We start from the raw sequence: 16,614 nt of genomic DNA, 5'->3' as shown, positions 1-16,614 counted from the left end.
CTCGGGAGGTGCGCCCGCTTCACGTCACCCCGCCGAGGGCCATCCACAGGTTCTGATCATTGCTCGCATCACCCCGACAAGCCCATCTGGCGGACTGGGCGACACGAACGCCTCTCGCAGTCCAGTCTCCCGGACTACCAGTGGCAGCCGTCAGGTGACAACGGCCGACCGGTCCGGCGCTTCCATCCTGTGAAGTTCCACCGCAGTGATGCCTCACTGGCGCCTCTTCACGACGCTCTGCGCGTCCGGATGGCCACCGAACTTGCGACCATCTGGCCACCTTGAAGGAGCTGGATAACGCACTCTTCTCCGGATTCCGCGCGGACGCTGGCGCGGCACTCAGGCGGCGAGAGGCTGTGCCCGCCGGTGGGTTCCCGCGCGTGGCAGGTGGCGCAGTGTGGTTGCGATGCAGGCGACTTGGAGCCAGCCGGTGGCCGAGGCGGTGGTGTTCTCGAACGACTTCGCCAGCCGGCGGGCACGTCCGAGACGACCGTGGGCGACCTCGACGCGCCAGGCGTGCCGGATGGGGCGGAACACCGGTTTCTTGTCGTCCCAGCCGACCCGGCGCAGCTCGACGTCGTAGTCGCTGCCGAGCTTTCGGGCCGCTGACTCGGTGACCCCGCGGTCCACCAAGACCAGCTCGAGCCGGTCGGTGACACCCTGCTCGGTCAGGTGCTCCAGCATCAGCTCCGTGGTCCTGTTCTCGTGGGTGGAGGCCGGGACGACCAGCGCACCCACCGGCAGTCCGGTCACATCGACTGCCACTACCCGCTTGGCGCCCTTGGTGCGGCCGTAGGGGCCGCCGCGGTCGTGGAACGTGAACCCGCCGTTGGACGACCCGCGTGCCAAATGGGTGTCGATGACCACCATCGACGGGGTCGCCTCGGCGCGGCCGTCGGCTTCTCGTGCGGCCCCGTGCAGCACGGCCAACGCTCGCGCCCAGGTGCCGTTGCGCGACCAGCGGCGGAACTGGGACCACACGCGGGTCCAGGGCCCGAACGTCGCGGGCAGGTACCGCCACTGGCAACCGGTGTGGGAGATGTAGAGCATCGCGTTGACGACCTTCCGCAGGCCCGCGCCGTGCTTGGGTCCGCGCTTGCCGGGAGGGTTGAAGACCGGCTCCAGCAGCGCCCACTGCTCGTTTGTCACATCACTCGGGTACGACATGCCGCGCACGGTGCTCGCTGGCCCGCGGGACGCAGTCGACCTCAAATGGGACACACCCAGTCAGATCTCGCGGGTCGGGTAGCGGGAGTCGGCGGCAGCGCGACCGCTCCTGACAGATACTCAGGCCGGAGTCAGTACGTCACCGGCATAGTCGCGCTGGACGCCCCGCAGCTAGCTCGGGTCCTTCGCAGAGAGAACGGAGATGCTCAGGTGCGCGCCATCATCGTTCACGAGCTTGCACATCTGGTCGGCCTGGCTCACGTGGACGACCCGCACGAACTGATGTACGGCGACAACGTCGGGACCACTGAACTGGGCACTGGCGACCGACGCGGGTTGGCCGCGCTGGGCTCGGGCCGCTGCTTTCACTGAGTTCCCGGGTTCCACCCCCGCAGCGGGCCAGCGGGCATTGCTTCAGGCGGCGACGTGCTCGGCCCGGTCCTTGAGGGTGAGCAGCATCTTGCGCTCCATGACGAAGTGCACCGGCTCGAGCGCGTACTTGTTCGACAGCCAACCCATCGGAGTCGGCTTGAAGTCGCTGGAGAACCGCACCACCAGCCGGCTGCCGCGCTCGCCCTCGGGACGGACCACGAACGTCCACACCGGGTACGGATAGCCGGACTCCATCGACTCCTCGCGCGGCGCGGCGGGCCCGAGGACCAGGAGGTGCGGGGGCTCGACCCGGGCGACGACGAAGCTCAGGTCCGGCTGGGTCCCCTCGGGCACCATCCGGATGGTGTCGCCGACTCGCAGCTCCTGCAGCTCGGGGATGATCCGCTGCGCGCTGTGCATACGCAGCCCCACCAGGTTCTCCAGCCAGTCGTAGCTGTACATCCCGCCGCGGCCCTGGCCGAGCTGCACCAGCCAGGCCCATACGCGCTCGGGCGGCGCGTCGATCGAGATTGCGTGGGTGGTGCGGTACTTCGGCTCGGTGATGACCTCGTCGCCGGGCAGCACCTCGATCGCCTCCTGGAGCGTCGCACCCCAGGTGCTCATCCGGGGCCAACGGGCGAGGGCGTACGCCGCACCGCCGGCGACTGCGAGGGCAGCGGCTCGGGACATCGTCTTCGTGGGTGTCATGCCTCGATCGTGTGCATCGCGCCACGTTGCCGCCCAGAGGCGTTGGGCCCCGGAATACCCGCCGGCCGTCGGGACTTGGACTTCACATGCCCAACCAGCACATGTCGTCCGAGTCGCTCCCCCTGGCCGTCCTCGACTTCGTCGGGATCGAGTACGCCGAGGCGGCGTCGGCGTCGATCGCAGGCGCCGTCGAGATCGCCCAGGCCGTGGAGGATGCGGGCTACCGGCGCTACTGGGTCTCGGAGCACCACAACATGCGCAGCCTGGCCTGCAGTGCGCCGGAGATCCTGATCGCCCACCTCGGCGCGAAGACGTCGGCGATCCGGATCGGAGCCGCAGGGATCATGCTGCCCAACCACGCGCCGTTCAAGGTCGCCGAGACCTTCCGCACCCTGCTGGCGATGTACCCCGGCCGCATCGACCTGGGGCTGGGCCGCGCCCCGGGCACCGACCCGCTGACCGCCCACGTCCTGCGTCGCGGCGTCAACGCCGACGTCTCCGCGGAGTTCCCCGGCCAGGTGGCCGAGCTGCTCGCCTTCCTCGGCGACGGGCAGGACTTCCCCGACGACCACCCCTACCGGCAGCTGGTGGCGGCTCCTGTCGTGGACGAGCAGCCGCAGGTCTTCATGCTCGGGTCGAGCCACTACGGCCCGCGCTTCGCCGCCGTGAACGGGATGAGCGCGGTGTTCGCCCACCACCAGAGCCCCGAGATCGCCTTCGACGTGCTCCGCGACTACCGACGCAGCTTCCGCCCGCGCCGCGACGGGGACCAGCCGTGGTCGGCGATGTCGGTGCTGGCCTTCGCCAGCGACGACCAGGACGCGGTCTTCGAGTTCGAGGCCGCGTGGGCGTTGACCATGCAGAACCTGGCCCGCAACATCCGGGAGCCCCTGCGGCCCGAGCAGGTCACCGAGTACGCCCGGTCCGAGGAGTTCCGCTCCCGGCGCCGCGAGCGCGACCCGCGTCAGGTGACCGGCCAGGCCGCCGACGTCGTCGAGCGCCTGCGCGAGATGAAGGAGCTCGCCGAGGTCGACGAGCTCGTCGTCGTCACTCCGGGCCTGGACCGCAAGCGCCGCATCGACAGCTTCCGCCAGATCGCGGACGCCTGGCGGGCCGGCTGAGACGCCTGGCGGCCGGCTGACTCGCCGCCGGCTCACTCGCAGCCGCTTGGCCTGCTGCCGGTCGGCTAGCTCCCCGCCGGCTCGGGCGACCTCCCACGACGTCGCCGGCGCCGCTCACCACGTGGATGACGCGGCGCCAGCACCGGCGCCTTGTCGTCGAGCAGCGGCTCCCCGACGAGGTACTGCGCCATCAGGCTGTCGTGGCTGTGTGCCTTCGACGGCGACCTGACCAGCTGCGGCACGATCCGGCCCTCGACCGCGTCCCAGAAGCGGTCCGCGACCGCCCACACCCGGTGGCTCACCCGTCCGGCCGTGCCGGTGTGGGGCAGGTACGGATGGGCGCGGGTCGGGGCCTTCACCTCCGCGCGGTACAGCTCCTCGGCCAGCGCCTGCCTCTCGGCGTCGTCGAGCGCGGCCGCGAGATCCTCGGCGAGCGCGCTCTCGAGCCGGTTGTGCTCCCCGAGCGCGGCCGACACGTCGCGCCACACCCGCGCCCACGGCACCTGTACGGCGCTCGCCTGGCCGTAGAGCCGCGCCTTGAGGAAGGCGACCTCCTGCTCGAGCCGCCGCGCCCGATGCAGGTAGTCCCTGACCCGGTCGTCGCCGTCGGACAGCCGTCGCCGCGCGACCGGGACGAGCACCTCCTCCGCGGCCGCCACGTGCCGGCTGGTCGAGGAGAGGAAGGCATCGGCGCGCGAGTACACGTCGCGGGGCCTGCTCCTGCTCGCTGCTCGGGTGGCGTGGTCGAGCCGCTGCTCCAACGCGCGATGCGTGGCCTCGACGGTCACCACCAGGTGGTTGACGCTCATCTGCATCACCTCGGTGGGAGACATCTCGGGCACCTCCCGAGATGCGCCTTCCACCAGTCTCGACCCGTCCTGCCCACCTCACAAGAGGTGGGCGACGCAGCTCAGACGGCCGGGCCCTGCACCGCCGCTGACTGCGCCTCGGCGATGGCGTCGCGGACCGCGTCGACCAGGAAGGCGATGTCCTCCTCGGTCGCCACGATCGGCGGAGCGAGTCGCATCGTCGAGCCGTGGGTGTCCTTCGCCAGCACGCCGCGCTCCATCAACGCCTCGCACAGCTGGCGGCCGGTCATCAGCCGCGGGTCGATGTCGACCCCGGCCCACAGGCCGCGGGCGCGCACCGCGAGGATCCCCTCGCCGACCAGCTTCTCCAGGCCCTCGGCGAGCTGGGCGCCGAGGCGGGTGGCCCGCTCCTGGAACTCGCCGGTCTCCAGCATCGCGACGACCTCGCGACCGATCGCGGCGGCCAGCGGGTTGCCGCCGAAGGTGGACCCGTGCGAGCCGGGCGTGATCACGTCGAGCACGACCTTGTTGGCCGCGATCGCCGAGACCGGGTAGAGGCCGCCGCCGAGAGCCTTGCCGAGGATGTAGACGTCGGGAACGACGCCCTCGTGCTCGCAGGCGAAGGTCCTGCCGGTTCGGGCGAGCCCGGACTGGATCTCGTCGGCGACCATCAGGATGTTCGCCTCGTCGCAGACCTCGCGGACGTCGCGCAGGTAGCCCTCCGGCGGGATGATCACCCCGCCCTCGCCCTGGATCGGCTCGAGCAGCACCGCGACGGTGGAGTCGTCGATCGCGTCGCGCAGGGCGTCCGCGTCGCCGTACTTCACGATCTTGAACCCGGGCGTGAAGGGGGCGTAGTGACGCCGCGCGTCCTCGTCGGTCGAGAAGCTGACGATCGTGGTGGTGCGACCGTGGAAGTTGCCCTCCATCACGATGATCGTGGCGCGCTCCTCGGGCACGCCCTTGACCTCGTAGCCCCAGCGCCGGCTGACCTTGACCGCGGTCTCCACGGCCTCGGCGCCGCTGTTCATCGGCAGCACCATCTCCTTGCCGGTGAGCTCGGCGAGGTCGCGGGCGAACAGGCCGAGCTGGTCGTTGTAGAACGCCCGGCTGGTCAGCGTCAGCCTGCCGAGCTGCTCGTGGGCCACCTGCAGCAGCCGCGGGTGGCCGTGGCCGAAGTTCAGCGCCGAGTAGCCGGCGAGGCAGTCGAGGTAGCGCTTGCCCTCGACGTCGGTCACCCAGGCGCCCTCACCGGAGCTGATCACCACGGGGAGCGGGTGGTAGTTGTGCGCCGCCCACTGCTCGGTGATGTCGATGTGTTCGGCGGAGGAGAGCTTGTGGCTCGTCAGGGTCTGCTCGGTCATACCGCCATGGTGACATCCGGACCCCGGATCGGCCGAATGGGGACCGGGCTCCCATTTCGGCGGGTTCGTGAGCCCCGTCGGCGCCCTCAGCGGGCGGCCCCGCGGAGCCGGGCCCCGCGTGCGACGTCACGGTCGGTGACCGCCGCGGTGATCCCTGGGAGCGCCATCACCGTGCGCGCCAGCAGCGGGGTCCGCCGGCCGGGGAAGACCCGGGCCCGGCGGCGTTCCGCACCGTGCAGGATCGCGCGGGCGACCTCGTCCGCCGACATCACCGGGATCATGCTGGACGCCTGCGCCTCCGGGGGCTTCAGCGGCACCTCCGCGGCCAGCATCGGCGTGTCGGTGTCCGGCGGGAACACGCAGCCCACGTGGACGCCCCGCGGCTTCAGCTCGGCGTGCAGCGACTCGCACAGTCCGCGCACCGCGAACTTCGAGGGGCAGTACGCCGTGTAGCCGAACAGCCCGAGCAGGCCTGCGAACGACGAGACCGCCATGATCGCGCCGTGCCCGCGGGCCGACATCGACGGCACGACGGCCCGGATCGCCCACAGCGTGCCGAAGTAGTTGATCGCCATCTCCCGCTCGAACTCGTCGAGCTCCAGCTCGGTGAAGCTTCCTGGACGCACCACTCCGGCGCAGGTGACCAGCAGGTCCGCGGTGCCGTGGCCGACCTCGGTGGCCGCCACGGCGTCGAACACCGCGCTCCGGTCGGTGACGTCGACCGGGTGTGTGGAAACCCCCTCGAGATGCTCGGCCTCGAGCCGGGCGAGATCGGCGTCGTCGAGAGCGAGCGCCGAGACCTTCGCGCCGGCCTCGGCCAGAAGGCGTGCGGCGGCCAGCCCGATGCCGCTGGACCCGCCGGTGACGATCGCGTGCTTGCGGCTGAACGACTCGAACATCGCACCGCCTCCTGTCTGCCGGGCTAGTGGTGGACCACGACGAGGAACACGGCCAGCGCGAGCACCGCGGACACCACGCCCGCGTTGACCACTCCCCCGCGGGCGCGCAGGAACATCCGGTGCTGCGCGAAGTAGGCCAGGTCGATGATCCCCAGGAACAGCAGCATCCCGGCGGTGACCAGCGACAGCGTGCGGCCGAGGTCCTCGCCGAGCACGCTGAGCGTGGCCGAGCCCACCAGCAGCCCGGCGAGGATGGTGTCGGGGTAGACGAAGACGCGCTCGTGGTCGACGTACCCCGCCGGGAGCCAGGGCTCGGCGTGCGCCTCCCGGAACCAGGTCAGCCAGAACACCGCGATCCCCGCCGCCGTGAGCACCTGCGCGATCGCGGCCGCCCAGACCAGCGGCTCCTCGGTTATGACGCCGCGTGCGGCTGTCTCCGGGAGGTGCCGGGGCTCGCGGCGGCCCGGGGCGCATGCACCCGCTCGGGCACCACGTCGCGGGCGTAGACGTCCTCGACGGTTTCGGCGCGCTTGATCACCTTCGCCCTGTCGCCGCTGACCAGAACCGTCGCGGGGCGGGCCAGCGCGTTGAAGTTCGACGCCGAGCTCTCCTGGTAGGCCCCGGTCTCCAGCAGCGCGATCACGTCTCCCGGCACCACCTCGGGCAGCCGTGCGCCGAGCACGATCTGGTCGGCGTAGCAGGAGTGCCCGACGATGTCGGCGGCGAGGGTCGCGGGCGCATCGACCTTGTCGGCGACCACGAACGGGTGTCGGTTGTGCTCGAACACCCCTCCGGCGAGGAAGAAGTACGTGGTGTCGGTGAGCACCCAGCTGTACGGGATCGGCTCGCTCTGCCGCTTGACCTTCTTCACGCGGGTCAGGTGCAGCCCGGTGTCGCCGTACAGGCTGCGACCCGGCTCGATCTGCAGCCGCATGCCGGAGATGTCGACACCCTCACGGGTGAGCTCGCTGCGCAGGGTGGAGGTGATCGTGGCGGCGAACTGCTCCACCGTCGGCGGCTGCTTGCGGGTGCGGTGACCGGTGAGCGCGGGCACGACCTTGCCCATGATCGAGTGGTAGGTCTGCTCGCCGAGAGCGCGGGCACCGACCATGAACGGGTAGCCGGCAGCGGTGATCAGGAACTCCGACCGGGCCATCTCCTCGTTGTGCGGGTCGCGCGGGCTGGGCATGCCGCCGCCGACGTCGAGCTCCTGAGGCGTCCAGCCGTCCCAGGCCCGGCACAGCTCGCCCACCTGCCGTGCGACGCGGGTCATCTGGCCGCGCCAGTACCACAGCCCGGGATGGTGCCGCCCGGCGTGGAAGTGCAGGCCGACCAGCTCGACGTTGGGCATCGCGAAGATCCGCCGGCCCATGTCGGCGAGGTACTCCCGGGGAATCCCGGACTTGTAGACCTGGATGCCCAGGTCGATCGGCACGGTCAGCTGGCTGAAGTCGGTCGGCTTCCACAGGTTCGGGAACGCCGGCTTCATCCGGAGCCGGACCTTCGCCGTCGCGCCGAGCTCGGCGGCCACCTCCTGGATCAGGTCGATCTCGTCGACGTCCTCGACGGTGATCCGCACCCCGGCCTCGACGCAGTTGCGCAGGTGCTCACGGGACTTCCCGCCGCCGTTGACCGAGACCCGCTCGGGGTCGACGCCGGTGGTGAGCACCCCGGCGAGCTCCTCCGGCGAGTAGATGTCGGCGCCCGCCCCCAACTCGCTGAGGATCCGCCGGATCGCGAGCAGGGTGTTGGCCTTCATCGCGGGGAGTACGTCGACGGGCCCCTCCGGCCACTCGGCTGCGAACGCGGTCTGGAACCGCGTCAGGTTGGCCCGCACCTGTGCCTCGGAGAACACGAAGATCGGCGAGCCGAACTCCTCCACGAGGTCGCTCGCCGCCCGCTCCTCGACGTACAGCCGGCCGGCCCTCACCGACAGGGTGTCCGTGCCGGGTCGGTCGGTCACCGGGTTCGTCGTCCGTCGTGTCGCCATCGCCGGGCCTCCGTCTCACGCGGTCTGCTGCCGAGGACTCTGTGCTCGACTCCTCTGGGACTACTCGACTCCTCCGCCAACCGATCCCGCAAGGCCCATGGGCGGGAAACGCCTGATCGGTTCGGGCCATTGCCCGGGTCCCCGTCGTAGGCTCGCCGACATGGACCCGCTGCGCCAGCTCAGTCTCGACCAGCTCCGCGAGCGCACCAGCGTGAAGTGGGCGCTGTACCCCGACGACGTCCTCCCGCTGTGGGTGGCCGAGATGGACGTGCCCCTGGCCGACCCGGTGCGCCGGGCCCTGGTCGAGGCCGCCGAGCGAGGCGACACCGGCTACGCGTACGCCGACGGCTACGCAACGGCGATGGCCGACTTCGCCGGTGCCCGCTGGGGTTGGGAGCTCGACGTCGCGGCCACCCGGATCGTCCCGGACGTGATGCGCGGGATCGTCGAGGTGCTCCGGCTGGTCACCTCGCCCGGCGACGCCGTGGTGATCAACTCACCGGTCTACCCGCCGTTCTACGCGTTCGTCTCCCACGACGCCCGGCGAGTGGTCGAGGCACCGTTGCGGCCCGACGGGCGGCTGGACCTCCCCGGCCTGGAGACGGTGTTCGCCGACCTGACGCGCGACGGCGGCCGCGCGGCGTACCTGCTGTGCAGTCCGCACAACCCGACCGGCACCGTGCACTCGCGCTCCGAGCTGCTGGAGGTGGCCCGGCTGTCGGAGGCGTACGGCGTGCGGGTCGTCGTCGACGAGATCCACGCGCCGATCGTCTACGGCCCCGCACAACACGTGCCGTACCTCTCGCTGCCCGGCACCGAGCACGCCTTCGCGCTGCTATCCGCCTCGAAGGCCTGGAACCTGGCCGGCGCCAAGGCGGCCATCGCCGTCGCCGGCGCCGCTGCGGCCGAGGAGCTGCATCGGATGCCCGAGGAGGTGGGCCACGGCGCCACCCACCTCGGCGTGCTGTCCCACGTGGCCGCGCTGCGCGACGGGGTCGGGTGGCTCGACGACCTGCTCGCCGGTCTCGACGCGAACCGCCGGCTGCTCACCCAACTGCTCGCCGAGCACCTGCCGTCGGTGGGTTACGAGGTGCCCGACGGCACCTACCTCGCCTGGCTGGACTGCCGCCCGCTCGGGCTCGAGGACCCGGGCAAGGTGTTCTTGAAGAAGGGGCGGGTCGCCCTGCAGCGCGGCTCCGACTTCGGCACCGGCGGCGCCGGGTTCGTCCGGCTCAACTTCGCGACCTCGCCGGAGATCCTCACCGAGGCGGTGCGCCGGATGGCCGGCGCCCTCGCCGGCTGAGGCCTCGCGGCTGCTTCAGGCCGGCCGCCTCGCGCGGCCCGGCTGCTCCGGGTCCGGCCGCCTCGGGCCCGGTCACTTCAGGTCCGAATGGCTACCGTGGACCCGTGGCAACGGAGATTGCGAGCGGGCGGCGGCGTTCCCGCGGACTCCTCGCTGCCCAGGTGATCATCGTCTTCGTGGCCCTCCTCTACCTCGTCGAGCTCGTCGACACGGTCATCGGAGGACGGCTGGACACCGCCGGCGTCCGGCCGCGGGAGACCGACGGCCTCGACGGCATCCTGTTCGCCCCGCTGCTGCACGCCGGCTGGGACCACCTGGTCGGCAACACCGTTCCGCTGCTGGTGTTCGGCTTCCTGATCCTGCTGGCCGGGGTCGGGCGGTGGCTCGCCGTGACCGCGGTCGTCTGGGTGGTCGGCGGCGTCGGGGTCTGGTTCACCGGCGGCGAGCAGACCCTGCACCTCGGCGCGTCCGTGCTGGCGTTCGGCTGGCTGGTGTACCTGCTGGTGCGCGGCCTCTTCTCGAGGTCGGCCTCCCAGATCGCGCTCGGTTTCATCCTGCTGTTCCTCTACGGCGGCGTGCTGTGGGGCGTGCTCCCCGGCCAGCCCGGCGTGTCCTGGCAGGCACACCTGTTCGGCGCCGTCGGCGGCTTCCTGGCCGCGTGGTGGTTCGGCGTGCGTGACCGTGACCGGATCCGTCGCCGCGAGATCCCGGCGTACTGAACCAGGGCGTGGGTGCGCGCCCCAGCGCTCGAGCGGCGAATGCGCGCTCGCGCGTGAACGGCGCATCACTACCGCGCCGAGTCTCAACATGGATGCCACCCCCGCGGGTACCCGGCTGGACGACGCCGCTCATGGCGCTGCGGGAGAAGCCGCGATTGCCGATGAGAGCTAAACCGTTTGTGGTCTGGACGCGCATCGAGAACTATGCCGCAGTGACATCCAGCCCGTGGCCCATGCGCGTCGGTGCGGTTGTTCTGCGCGAGGCAGCTGCCGCCGACATCGAGAATCTGCTGGCCTTCCGCAACGACCCCGTGGTCAACCGTTTCATGCTGCGCACAAGCGTCGATCCGGAGACGTTTCGACAGGAGTGGCTCGCGACGCCTGCCAGCGATAGCGACTTCTCGTGCGTCGCCGAGGTAGACGGAACCGTGGCCGCGATGGGATTCCTCGACATCGTCGACGCGATGGGCCAGCCCGGGATGCCCAAGCGCACTGAAGGGGTGATCGGATACATCGTCCATCCGGACTTCGCGGGCCGAGGCCTTGCTAGCGATCTGGTCCGCGGCCTCCTGGCAGCGGCGTTCGGGCACCTAGGGCTACGGCGCGTTAGGGCGAGCTGCAACGCCGACAACCCGGCCTCGGTACGGGTGCTGGAGAAGGCAGGCATGAGGCGTGAGCAACACGGGATCGAGGACTCCTGGCATGCCGAACTCGGTTGGGTCGACGGCTACCAGTACGCGATTCTCGCCCGCGAATGGCGAGTGGCGCACGACGCATCCCCGCCACAGCGGCTCTGACGGGCAGAGTTGTCCACGCGGTCCCAGTACATGGCGCACGCCACCTCGGCTCCGAGCCCACCGCGAAGAAGTGTCCAGACTCCGAGGTCACACCCAATGTGCACGACGTCGGTCATCTAGGTCCGCTGGTGGAAGCGGACCTTGCCGTCGGGAAGCCGGCGCATGTCGTAGCGGTGGTCGTGGGCGAGCCGGTGATGGTGCGGACACAGCAGCCGGCCCTTGTCGACCGAGGTCCCGCCGCCCTCTGCCCAGGTCTCCTCGTCGTGGTGGGCCTCGCACCAGCCCGGTGGCCGGTCACAGCCCTGGGTGCTGCAGCCACCGTCCCTCAGCCCCATCGCGATCCGCTGCTGCGGAGTGTGCAGCCGGACCGTGCGGCCCAGGTCTAGCGGCACCGAGTCCGAGCCGAGCACCGCGGGGATGATCCCCGCGGTGCATGCCATCCGGCGCACTTCTCCGGCGGAGATCCTCTCCCCGGTGTCCAGCACCGCCGACCCGACCCCGGTGCGCAGCACCTCCAGCTCGCTGGTCACCACCACGGTCGCGGCCACCCCTCCGGCTTGCGGGAGCCGGTCGACGGGCAGGTGTTCGCACAGCTCGGCAAACGCCCGGCCCAACAGCACGGGGTAGGGCACCTTGTTGCCGTCCGGATCCAGGTGCGCGCCCGCGCCGTTGCGCCTGGGTGCGGCGAAGGCCTGGACCGCCTTGGCCAGCATCTGCGCCTGCAGTGTCGGGAGCTTGAACAGCCCCGAGTATGTGCCGTCACCGTTGTCGCGCATGGAGAACCTGGTCTTCTCCCGGGCCCGGGCCTCCTCGCGCTCGAGCGCCTCTCCCTCGCGCCGGTCGGCCTCGTCGGGGGCGAGGACCTCGAACAGCCGCTTGGCCAGCACCCGCAGCGCCTTGGCGTCATGGAGCGCCGCGAGGTCGACCAGGTGCGCCTGCGCGGCGAGCCGCTGCTCATCGGTCACCTCATCGGCCGGGAGGTCCTCGACCGCGCGGACGATCACCCACACCTGGTCCAGGTCCAGGCGGCCGGCGGCCAACGCCTCCCGGGTGGGCGCGAACCGCGGCTCGTCGAGCACTCGCGCCAGCCGCAGGTCGGCGTTGCACCGCGACCGCACCGCCCGGGTCCGGCTCGCCAGCCACGCCGCCGTGCTCGCCGCCCCCTCCGCGGCTCCGATGTCATCGCGGTCAGCCGCAGCCAGCACCCGCAGCCGCAGCTCCTCGACCCGTGCCGCCAACGTCGCCAGCTCCACCAGGGTCTCGGCCTGCTCGCCCGGTGCCATCGCCCATCCCGGCGCTCCTGCCACCGCGTCCAGCGCCGCCAACGCCCGACCGGCGAACCCGTGAATCGGGTTCATCCGCTCGGTCACCGGCGTCGCCACGCTCTCCATGCACCCCACGCTAGGAACAACCGACGGCTGAGTCGAACACGTGTTCGAACGTTGTGGATGACCCCACTGCGGATCCAAGCTGTGGACGAAACCTGGCGTGCCGCAGGCCTTGAGGGCCGGTGCGTCGATGCCCGAAAGACCGGACAGACACACAGGACACGACACGGGGCCGGGATACTCGGGAGACTGACCCCGTGGCAGTCGCGTGGAGGGACGAGGCGCATGGAGCGGGACGCAGGAGCGGCGATCGAGGCCGGCCCGGGCTGGCACATCGACGCCCGGACCCTGCAACCGGTCATCGATGATCTGGAGGTGTTCACCTCTGCTCACCAGGACGACCCGGCGCTCGAAGCCCTCACGCTGCTCTGGACCGGTCGACCGAACGACGCCGAAGCGGCTATCAGACAGGCCATGCCCCGGGGTGACTCGCTGCGGTTCCGCGCGCTCCTGGCAGACACATGGCGGGACCAGGGCCGGACCGACGACGCGGTCGAAGCCTACCAGCAGCTCGTCCGGGAGACCGCCGGGACGGCATCGGAGGCGGTCATGCGACAACACCTCGGCAAGGCCCAGTTCGCCGCGGGCCGGTACCGCGACGCCAGGATGAGCTTCGAGCAGGCGCTCGAGCTCAGAGTCGCCGCCGGCGCCGAACGAGCACTGGTGCAGTCCTCTCGTGCGGCCGCCGCGCGAGCCGCCGAGGCGGAGCGCACCGGTCGCTAGCGACTGCTCACAGTGGCGAAGCGAGCATCTCCCCCAGGTCGGGCACCACCTCGGCGAACGGCTCCGCGAAGGTCTCGATGTCCTGGACTGGCAGGCGCGCGCGGTGGGCCAGGAGGGCAGTGACGCACTGCAGCCAATCGGTGAATAGCGCGCCGAGTACCGGAACCTGGTCCAGCGTCATCGGGACCGATACCGGCCCGCCGGGCGGACGCGCAGTCACCAGCACGGGCGGCAGCACCGCTCTGGAGACCAGAGACAGTGCGTCGAGCCGGGCCACCAGCTCGCCGTACCTGACGGTGGTCGACGGGCGACGCGTTACGACGGCGACCGCCCTCTGATGCGCGACCGCGATCCGGCGCACCTGATCGGCCGAGAGCGTGTGCACCAGCTCCTGGACCCGAAGCAGGACCTCGTCGGGTGCGTGCCACTCCGGGCCCGGCCGGCCATCGGGAGTGGTCGCCGCCTGCCAAGGGCCCGCTGAGCAGAGGCGCAGCTTCTCGTCGGCGACGTCGAAGGCGACCTCACCTGCCAGACACGCCTCGACGGCGGAGTGCAGCAGAGTGCGCAGCTGCCGGTCGACCTCGGCTCGTGTGATCCGCCTATCGGGCGGAGGCGGCGCATAGAACTGCTCCACCACCGCCTTCCACCGCCGGCGGGAGACGAACTCCTTGCCCCAGTGGTCGAGCAGCTGGTCGACGAAGTGGTGGAGCTGCTCGAACGCCTCCGTCCGACCTACAGGGCGCCCGAGGGCGCGGCCCCGGACGATCGGCTCGCTCAGTGCACCCGTCTCGTCCAGCAGCTCGGCCACGGCCAGGAAGTCCGCGAGCGTGTCAGCGTCGGCCTGGCCGAGGTGGGCAGCCCGCGCCAGCACCAGCGGGGTGAACGGACCGAGCCGCTGGTCGACCTCGAAGGAGGGCTCGTCCGGGAGCGCCCACCCCCGGGGAAGCGACACCGTCCCCTGCAGCCGGGCCCGGAGATCGTCGTACCGCTCCCGCGCCGCGGAGGCGACCGAGTCCCTGACCGGTCGAGGTGGACCGATGGGCGGCCGGGACAAGGACCACCGCACCGGGAGGACGTCCGCACCGTCGGCCACGCCGTACGCCCCGAGCTCCTCGCGGTCCCCAGGCGGGTCCACGCGCAGCTCCACGGTCGCCAGGCCACCGTCGGCGCTTCGTCGCAGCGTCGACCCCACGTCCAGCTCCCCGTCGACCAGCAGTCCGCCCAGCAGGTTGAGGATGCCGCACAGGTCCCGTGGGGTGAACCTCCAGTCCAGGCCGGGGTCGTCACCGAGGCTCGGTCTGGCCCAGATGTGCAGCTCGGGGAGACCGAGCTCGGCCAGGCCGATCGTGTAGGCGAAGTCGGAGCCCTCCCCGTCGGGGTCGAAGACCGCCTGCACGATCCACGGCGGCTCGGTGGAGGTGCTCTCCCATTCCGGTGATGTCGTCATGCTCCGACGATCCGCCCAAGGGTGGACCTTCCTCATCCCGCGCCGCGGCATCTGTGGACGACGTAGCCGGCTGGTCCCCTGGGGACGGGCGGAGGTTCACGCAGACGACGAGTGGGTATGCCGGTCGATGAGGCAGACCATTCGGGGGTCACATGACTGAGCACGGCGACCGCATCGTCCGCGAGCAAGGCGAGTTCGACTACGAGCCCGAGGACCGCACGCCACCGAGACCGGCGGCCAGGACGTGGACGTTCCGGCTCGGCGGGATCCTCGTCGCCGTGCTCATCTACCTGCTTCTCGCTGGCGCGGATCTCTCGGCCGACGCGAGAACGGTCGCGGCCGTCGGCGCTCTGATGGCGGTCTGGTGGATGACCGAGGCGGTACCGCTGTCGGCGACGGCGCTGCTGCCGATCGCGTTGTTCCCGGCGCTGACCGAGTCCGACGTCGGCGAGGTCACCGCACCGTACGCCGATCCGATCGTGTTCCTCTTCCTCGGCGGCTTCCTGATCGCGATCGCGATGCAGAAGTGGAACCTGCACCGGAGGATCGCCCTGCTCACTCTGCGCCGGGTCGGCACCCACCCCCGCCGGATCATCCTCGGGATGATGATCTCCACTGCGTTCCTGTCGATGTGGGTCTCCAACACGGCAACCACGTTGATGATGCTGCCCATCGCGATGAGCGTGCTGAATCTGGTCTTCGAACGCAGCCTGCACGCCGGCCAGGGTGCCGCAGCCGCCGGCGAGGCTGCCGCCGAGCTCGACGAGCAGCTCGAGTCCGGCGCCGCGGTCACCGACCTAGTCGAGGATCCCGACGTCCGCACCTTCGGCGTGGCCCTGGTGCTGTCGATCGCGTGGGCTGCGTCCATCGGTGGGCTCGGCACCCTGCTGGGCAGCCCGCCCAACGCGATCGTCGCCGGTTACATCAGCAGCGAGCTCGACAAGAGTGTCGGCTTCCTGCAGTGGATGATGCTCGGCGTCCCGATCGTGGTGGTGTTCATCGGACTCGCCTGGTTCCTGATCACCCGGTTCATGTTCCGCTTCAACCTGACCGACGTCCCCGGTGGTCGCGCCATGATCGACGAGCAGATCGCCGAGCTCGGTCCGATGTCACGCGGGGAGAAGACAGTGCTCGCGGTCTTCGCCACCGCGGCGTTCTTCTGGATCGTGCCGGGCCTGCTCGCCAACATCGGTGACCTGGGCGAGACGATGCCGTGGTTGGAGAGCTTCGACGACACCGTCATCGCGATCTCGGCCGGCCTGGTGCTGTTCTTCCTGCCCGGCGACCGCACGGGCCACATGGTGCTGGAGTGGGAGGACGCCGAGAACGGGCTGCCATGGGGCGTGCTGCTGCTGTTCGGCGGTGGCCTGAGCCTGGCGGCGGCGGTGTCGACCTCCGGCCTCGACGAGTGGTTCGGGGAACAGGTGCAGGGCCTGGAGGCGCTCCCGATCGTGCTGCTGATCGGCGCGGTCGTCGCGATCGTGTTGATGCTCACCGAGGTCACCAGCAACACCGCCACGGCAGCAACGTTCATCCCCGTGCTCGGCGGTGTGGCGGTGGGCATCGGCGCCGACCCGATGACGCTGCTGATCCCTGCGGCGCTGGCTGCGACGTGTGCCTTCATGCTGCCGGTCGGTACGCCGCCGAACGCGATCGTCTTCGGCACGGGCGCGGTGAAGATCACCGAGATGGCCCGCGGCGGCGTGGTGCTCAACGTCGTGGGCGTCGTACTCATCACCCTCTTCACCGCGCTGATCGGTCCTGCCGCGCTTGGGTTGGTGATCTGAGGGCGGACCCGGGACGCGAG

The 16,614-nt window shown here is 70.8% G+C and carries 16 protein-coding genes; 7 read left to right on the top strand and 9 right to left on the bottom strand.

Translation table 11 applies throughout. The features are described 5' to 3' along the window. Positions 1-339: 339 nt before the first annotated feature. Entirely contained in the window at positions 340-1,149 is an 810-nt protein-coding gene (locus tag ACYVIH_RS20075; RefSeq protein WP_460871317.1) for an IS5 family transposase, read from the bottom strand. Positions 1,150-1,377: 228 nt separating this feature from the next. On the opposite strand from ACYVIH_RS20075, the gene ACYVIH_RS20070 reads away from it, so the two are divergent. After that, a complete protein-coding gene (locus ACYVIH_RS20070; protein WP_460871316.1) occupies positions 1,378-1,539 on the top strand; it encodes a matrixin family metalloprotease in 162 nt (53 codons plus the stop codon). A gap of 42 nt (positions 1,540-1,581) precedes the next feature. On the opposite strand, the gene ACYVIH_RS20065 is transcribed toward ACYVIH_RS20070, so the two are convergent. After that, a complete protein-coding gene (locus ACYVIH_RS20065; RefSeq protein WP_460871315.1) occupies positions 1,582-2,247 on the bottom strand; it encodes an SRPBCC family protein in 666 nt (221 codons plus the stop codon). Between the two features lie 86 nt (positions 2,248-2,333). On the opposite strand from ACYVIH_RS20065, the gene ACYVIH_RS20060 reads away from it, so the two are divergent. After that, entirely contained in the window at positions 2,334-3,368 is a 1,035-nt protein-coding gene (locus tag ACYVIH_RS20060) for an LLM class flavin-dependent oxidoreductase (RefSeq protein WP_460871314.1), read from the top strand. Positions 3,369-3,433: 65 nt separating this feature from the next. Here ACYVIH_RS20060 and ACYVIH_RS20055 read toward each other — a convergent pair whose 3' ends face one another. From ACYVIH_RS20055 to ACYVIH_RS20035, 5 genes are all read right to left on the bottom strand, one after another. Next, positions 3,434-4,201 (bottom strand): hypothetical protein, encoded by a 768-nt coding sequence (locus tag ACYVIH_RS20055; protein WP_460871313.1) that lies wholly within the window; start codon positions 4,199-4,201, stop codon positions 3,434-3,436. A 77-nt stretch (positions 4,202-4,278) separates the two neighbouring features. Continuing rightward, positions 4,279-5,541 (bottom strand): ornithine--oxo-acid transaminase, encoded by a 1,263-nt coding sequence (rocD, locus tag ACYVIH_RS20050; RefSeq protein ID WP_460871312.1) that lies wholly within the window; start codon positions 5,539-5,541, stop codon positions 4,279-4,281. 86 nt (positions 5,542-5,627) lie between these two features. Continuing rightward, positions 5,628-6,440, bottom strand: a complete 813-nt coding sequence (locus tag ACYVIH_RS20045) for an SDR family NAD(P)-dependent oxidoreductase (RefSeq protein WP_460871311.1) — start codon at positions 6,438-6,440, stop codon at positions 5,628-5,630. Between the two features lie 23 nt (positions 6,441-6,463). Continuing rightward, the gene (locus ACYVIH_RS20040) at positions 6,464-6,814 is read right to left on the bottom strand and encodes a hypothetical protein (RefSeq protein WP_460871310.1); all 351 of its coding nucleotides are present in this window, start codon (positions 6,812-6,814) and stop codon (positions 6,464-6,466) included. Positions 6,815-6,852: 38 nt separating this feature from the next. Continuing rightward, the gene (locus ACYVIH_RS20035; protein WP_460871309.1) at positions 6,853-8,430 is read right to left on the bottom strand and encodes a diaminopimelate decarboxylase family protein; all 1,578 of its coding nucleotides are present in this window, start codon (positions 8,428-8,430) and stop codon (positions 6,853-6,855) included. A 160-nt stretch (positions 8,431-8,590) separates the two neighbouring features. Between ACYVIH_RS20035 and ACYVIH_RS20030 the strand changes: the two genes are divergently transcribed. The 3 genes from ACYVIH_RS20030 to ACYVIH_RS20020 all read left to right on the top strand — a co-directional run bounded on the left by ACYVIH_RS20030 (position 8,591) and on the right by ACYVIH_RS20020 (position 11,249). Continuing rightward, positions 8,591-9,733, top strand: a complete 1,143-nt coding sequence (locus tag ACYVIH_RS20030) for a MalY/PatB family protein (protein WP_460871308.1) — start codon at positions 8,591-8,593, stop codon at positions 9,731-9,733. A 104-nt stretch (positions 9,734-9,837) separates the two neighbouring features. Further along, positions 9,838-10,452, top strand: coding sequence for a rhomboid family intramembrane serine protease (locus ACYVIH_RS20025; RefSeq protein WP_460871307.1), 615 nt, complete (start codon positions 9,838-9,840; stop codon positions 10,450-10,452). A gap of 131 nt (positions 10,453-10,583) precedes the next feature. Further along, a complete protein-coding gene (locus ACYVIH_RS20020; protein WP_460871306.1) occupies positions 10,584-11,249 on the top strand; it encodes a GNAT family N-acetyltransferase in 666 nt (221 codons plus the stop codon). 116 nt (positions 11,250-11,365) lie between these two features. On the opposite strand, the gene ACYVIH_RS20015 is transcribed toward ACYVIH_RS20020, so the two are convergent. Next, positions 11,366-12,640: an HNH endonuclease signature motif containing protein gene (locus ACYVIH_RS20015; protein ID WP_460871305.1), complete on the bottom strand. Its 1,275-nt coding sequence runs from the start codon at positions 12,638-12,640 to the stop codon at positions 11,366-11,368. Between the two features lie 222 nt (positions 12,641-12,862). Here ACYVIH_RS20015 and ACYVIH_RS20010 point away from each other — a divergent pair, with 222 nt between their 5' ends. Next, complete coding sequence (locus tag ACYVIH_RS20010) at positions 12,863-13,360, top strand: tetratricopeptide repeat protein (protein ID WP_460871304.1); 498 nt, start codon at positions 12,863-12,865, stop codon at positions 13,358-13,360. Between the two features lie 7 nt (positions 13,361-13,367). On the opposite strand, the gene ACYVIH_RS20005 is transcribed toward ACYVIH_RS20010, so the two are convergent. Further along, complete coding sequence (locus tag ACYVIH_RS20005; RefSeq protein ID WP_460871303.1) at positions 13,368-14,807, bottom strand: hypothetical protein; 1,440 nt, start codon at positions 14,805-14,807, stop codon at positions 13,368-13,370. Positions 14,808-14,959: 152 nt separating this feature from the next. Between ACYVIH_RS20005 and ACYVIH_RS20000 the strand changes: the two genes are divergently transcribed. Further along, positions 14,960-16,594: an SLC13 family permease gene (locus tag ACYVIH_RS20000; protein ID WP_460871302.1), complete on the top strand. Its 1,635-nt coding sequence runs from the start codon at positions 14,960-14,962 to the stop codon at positions 16,592-16,594. Positions 16,595-16,614 lie beyond the last annotated feature (20 nt).

It is taken from the genome of Nocardioides pakistanensis (genome assembly GCF_054781215.1).
This window is presented reverse-complemented; position numbering and strand designations above follow the sequence as displayed.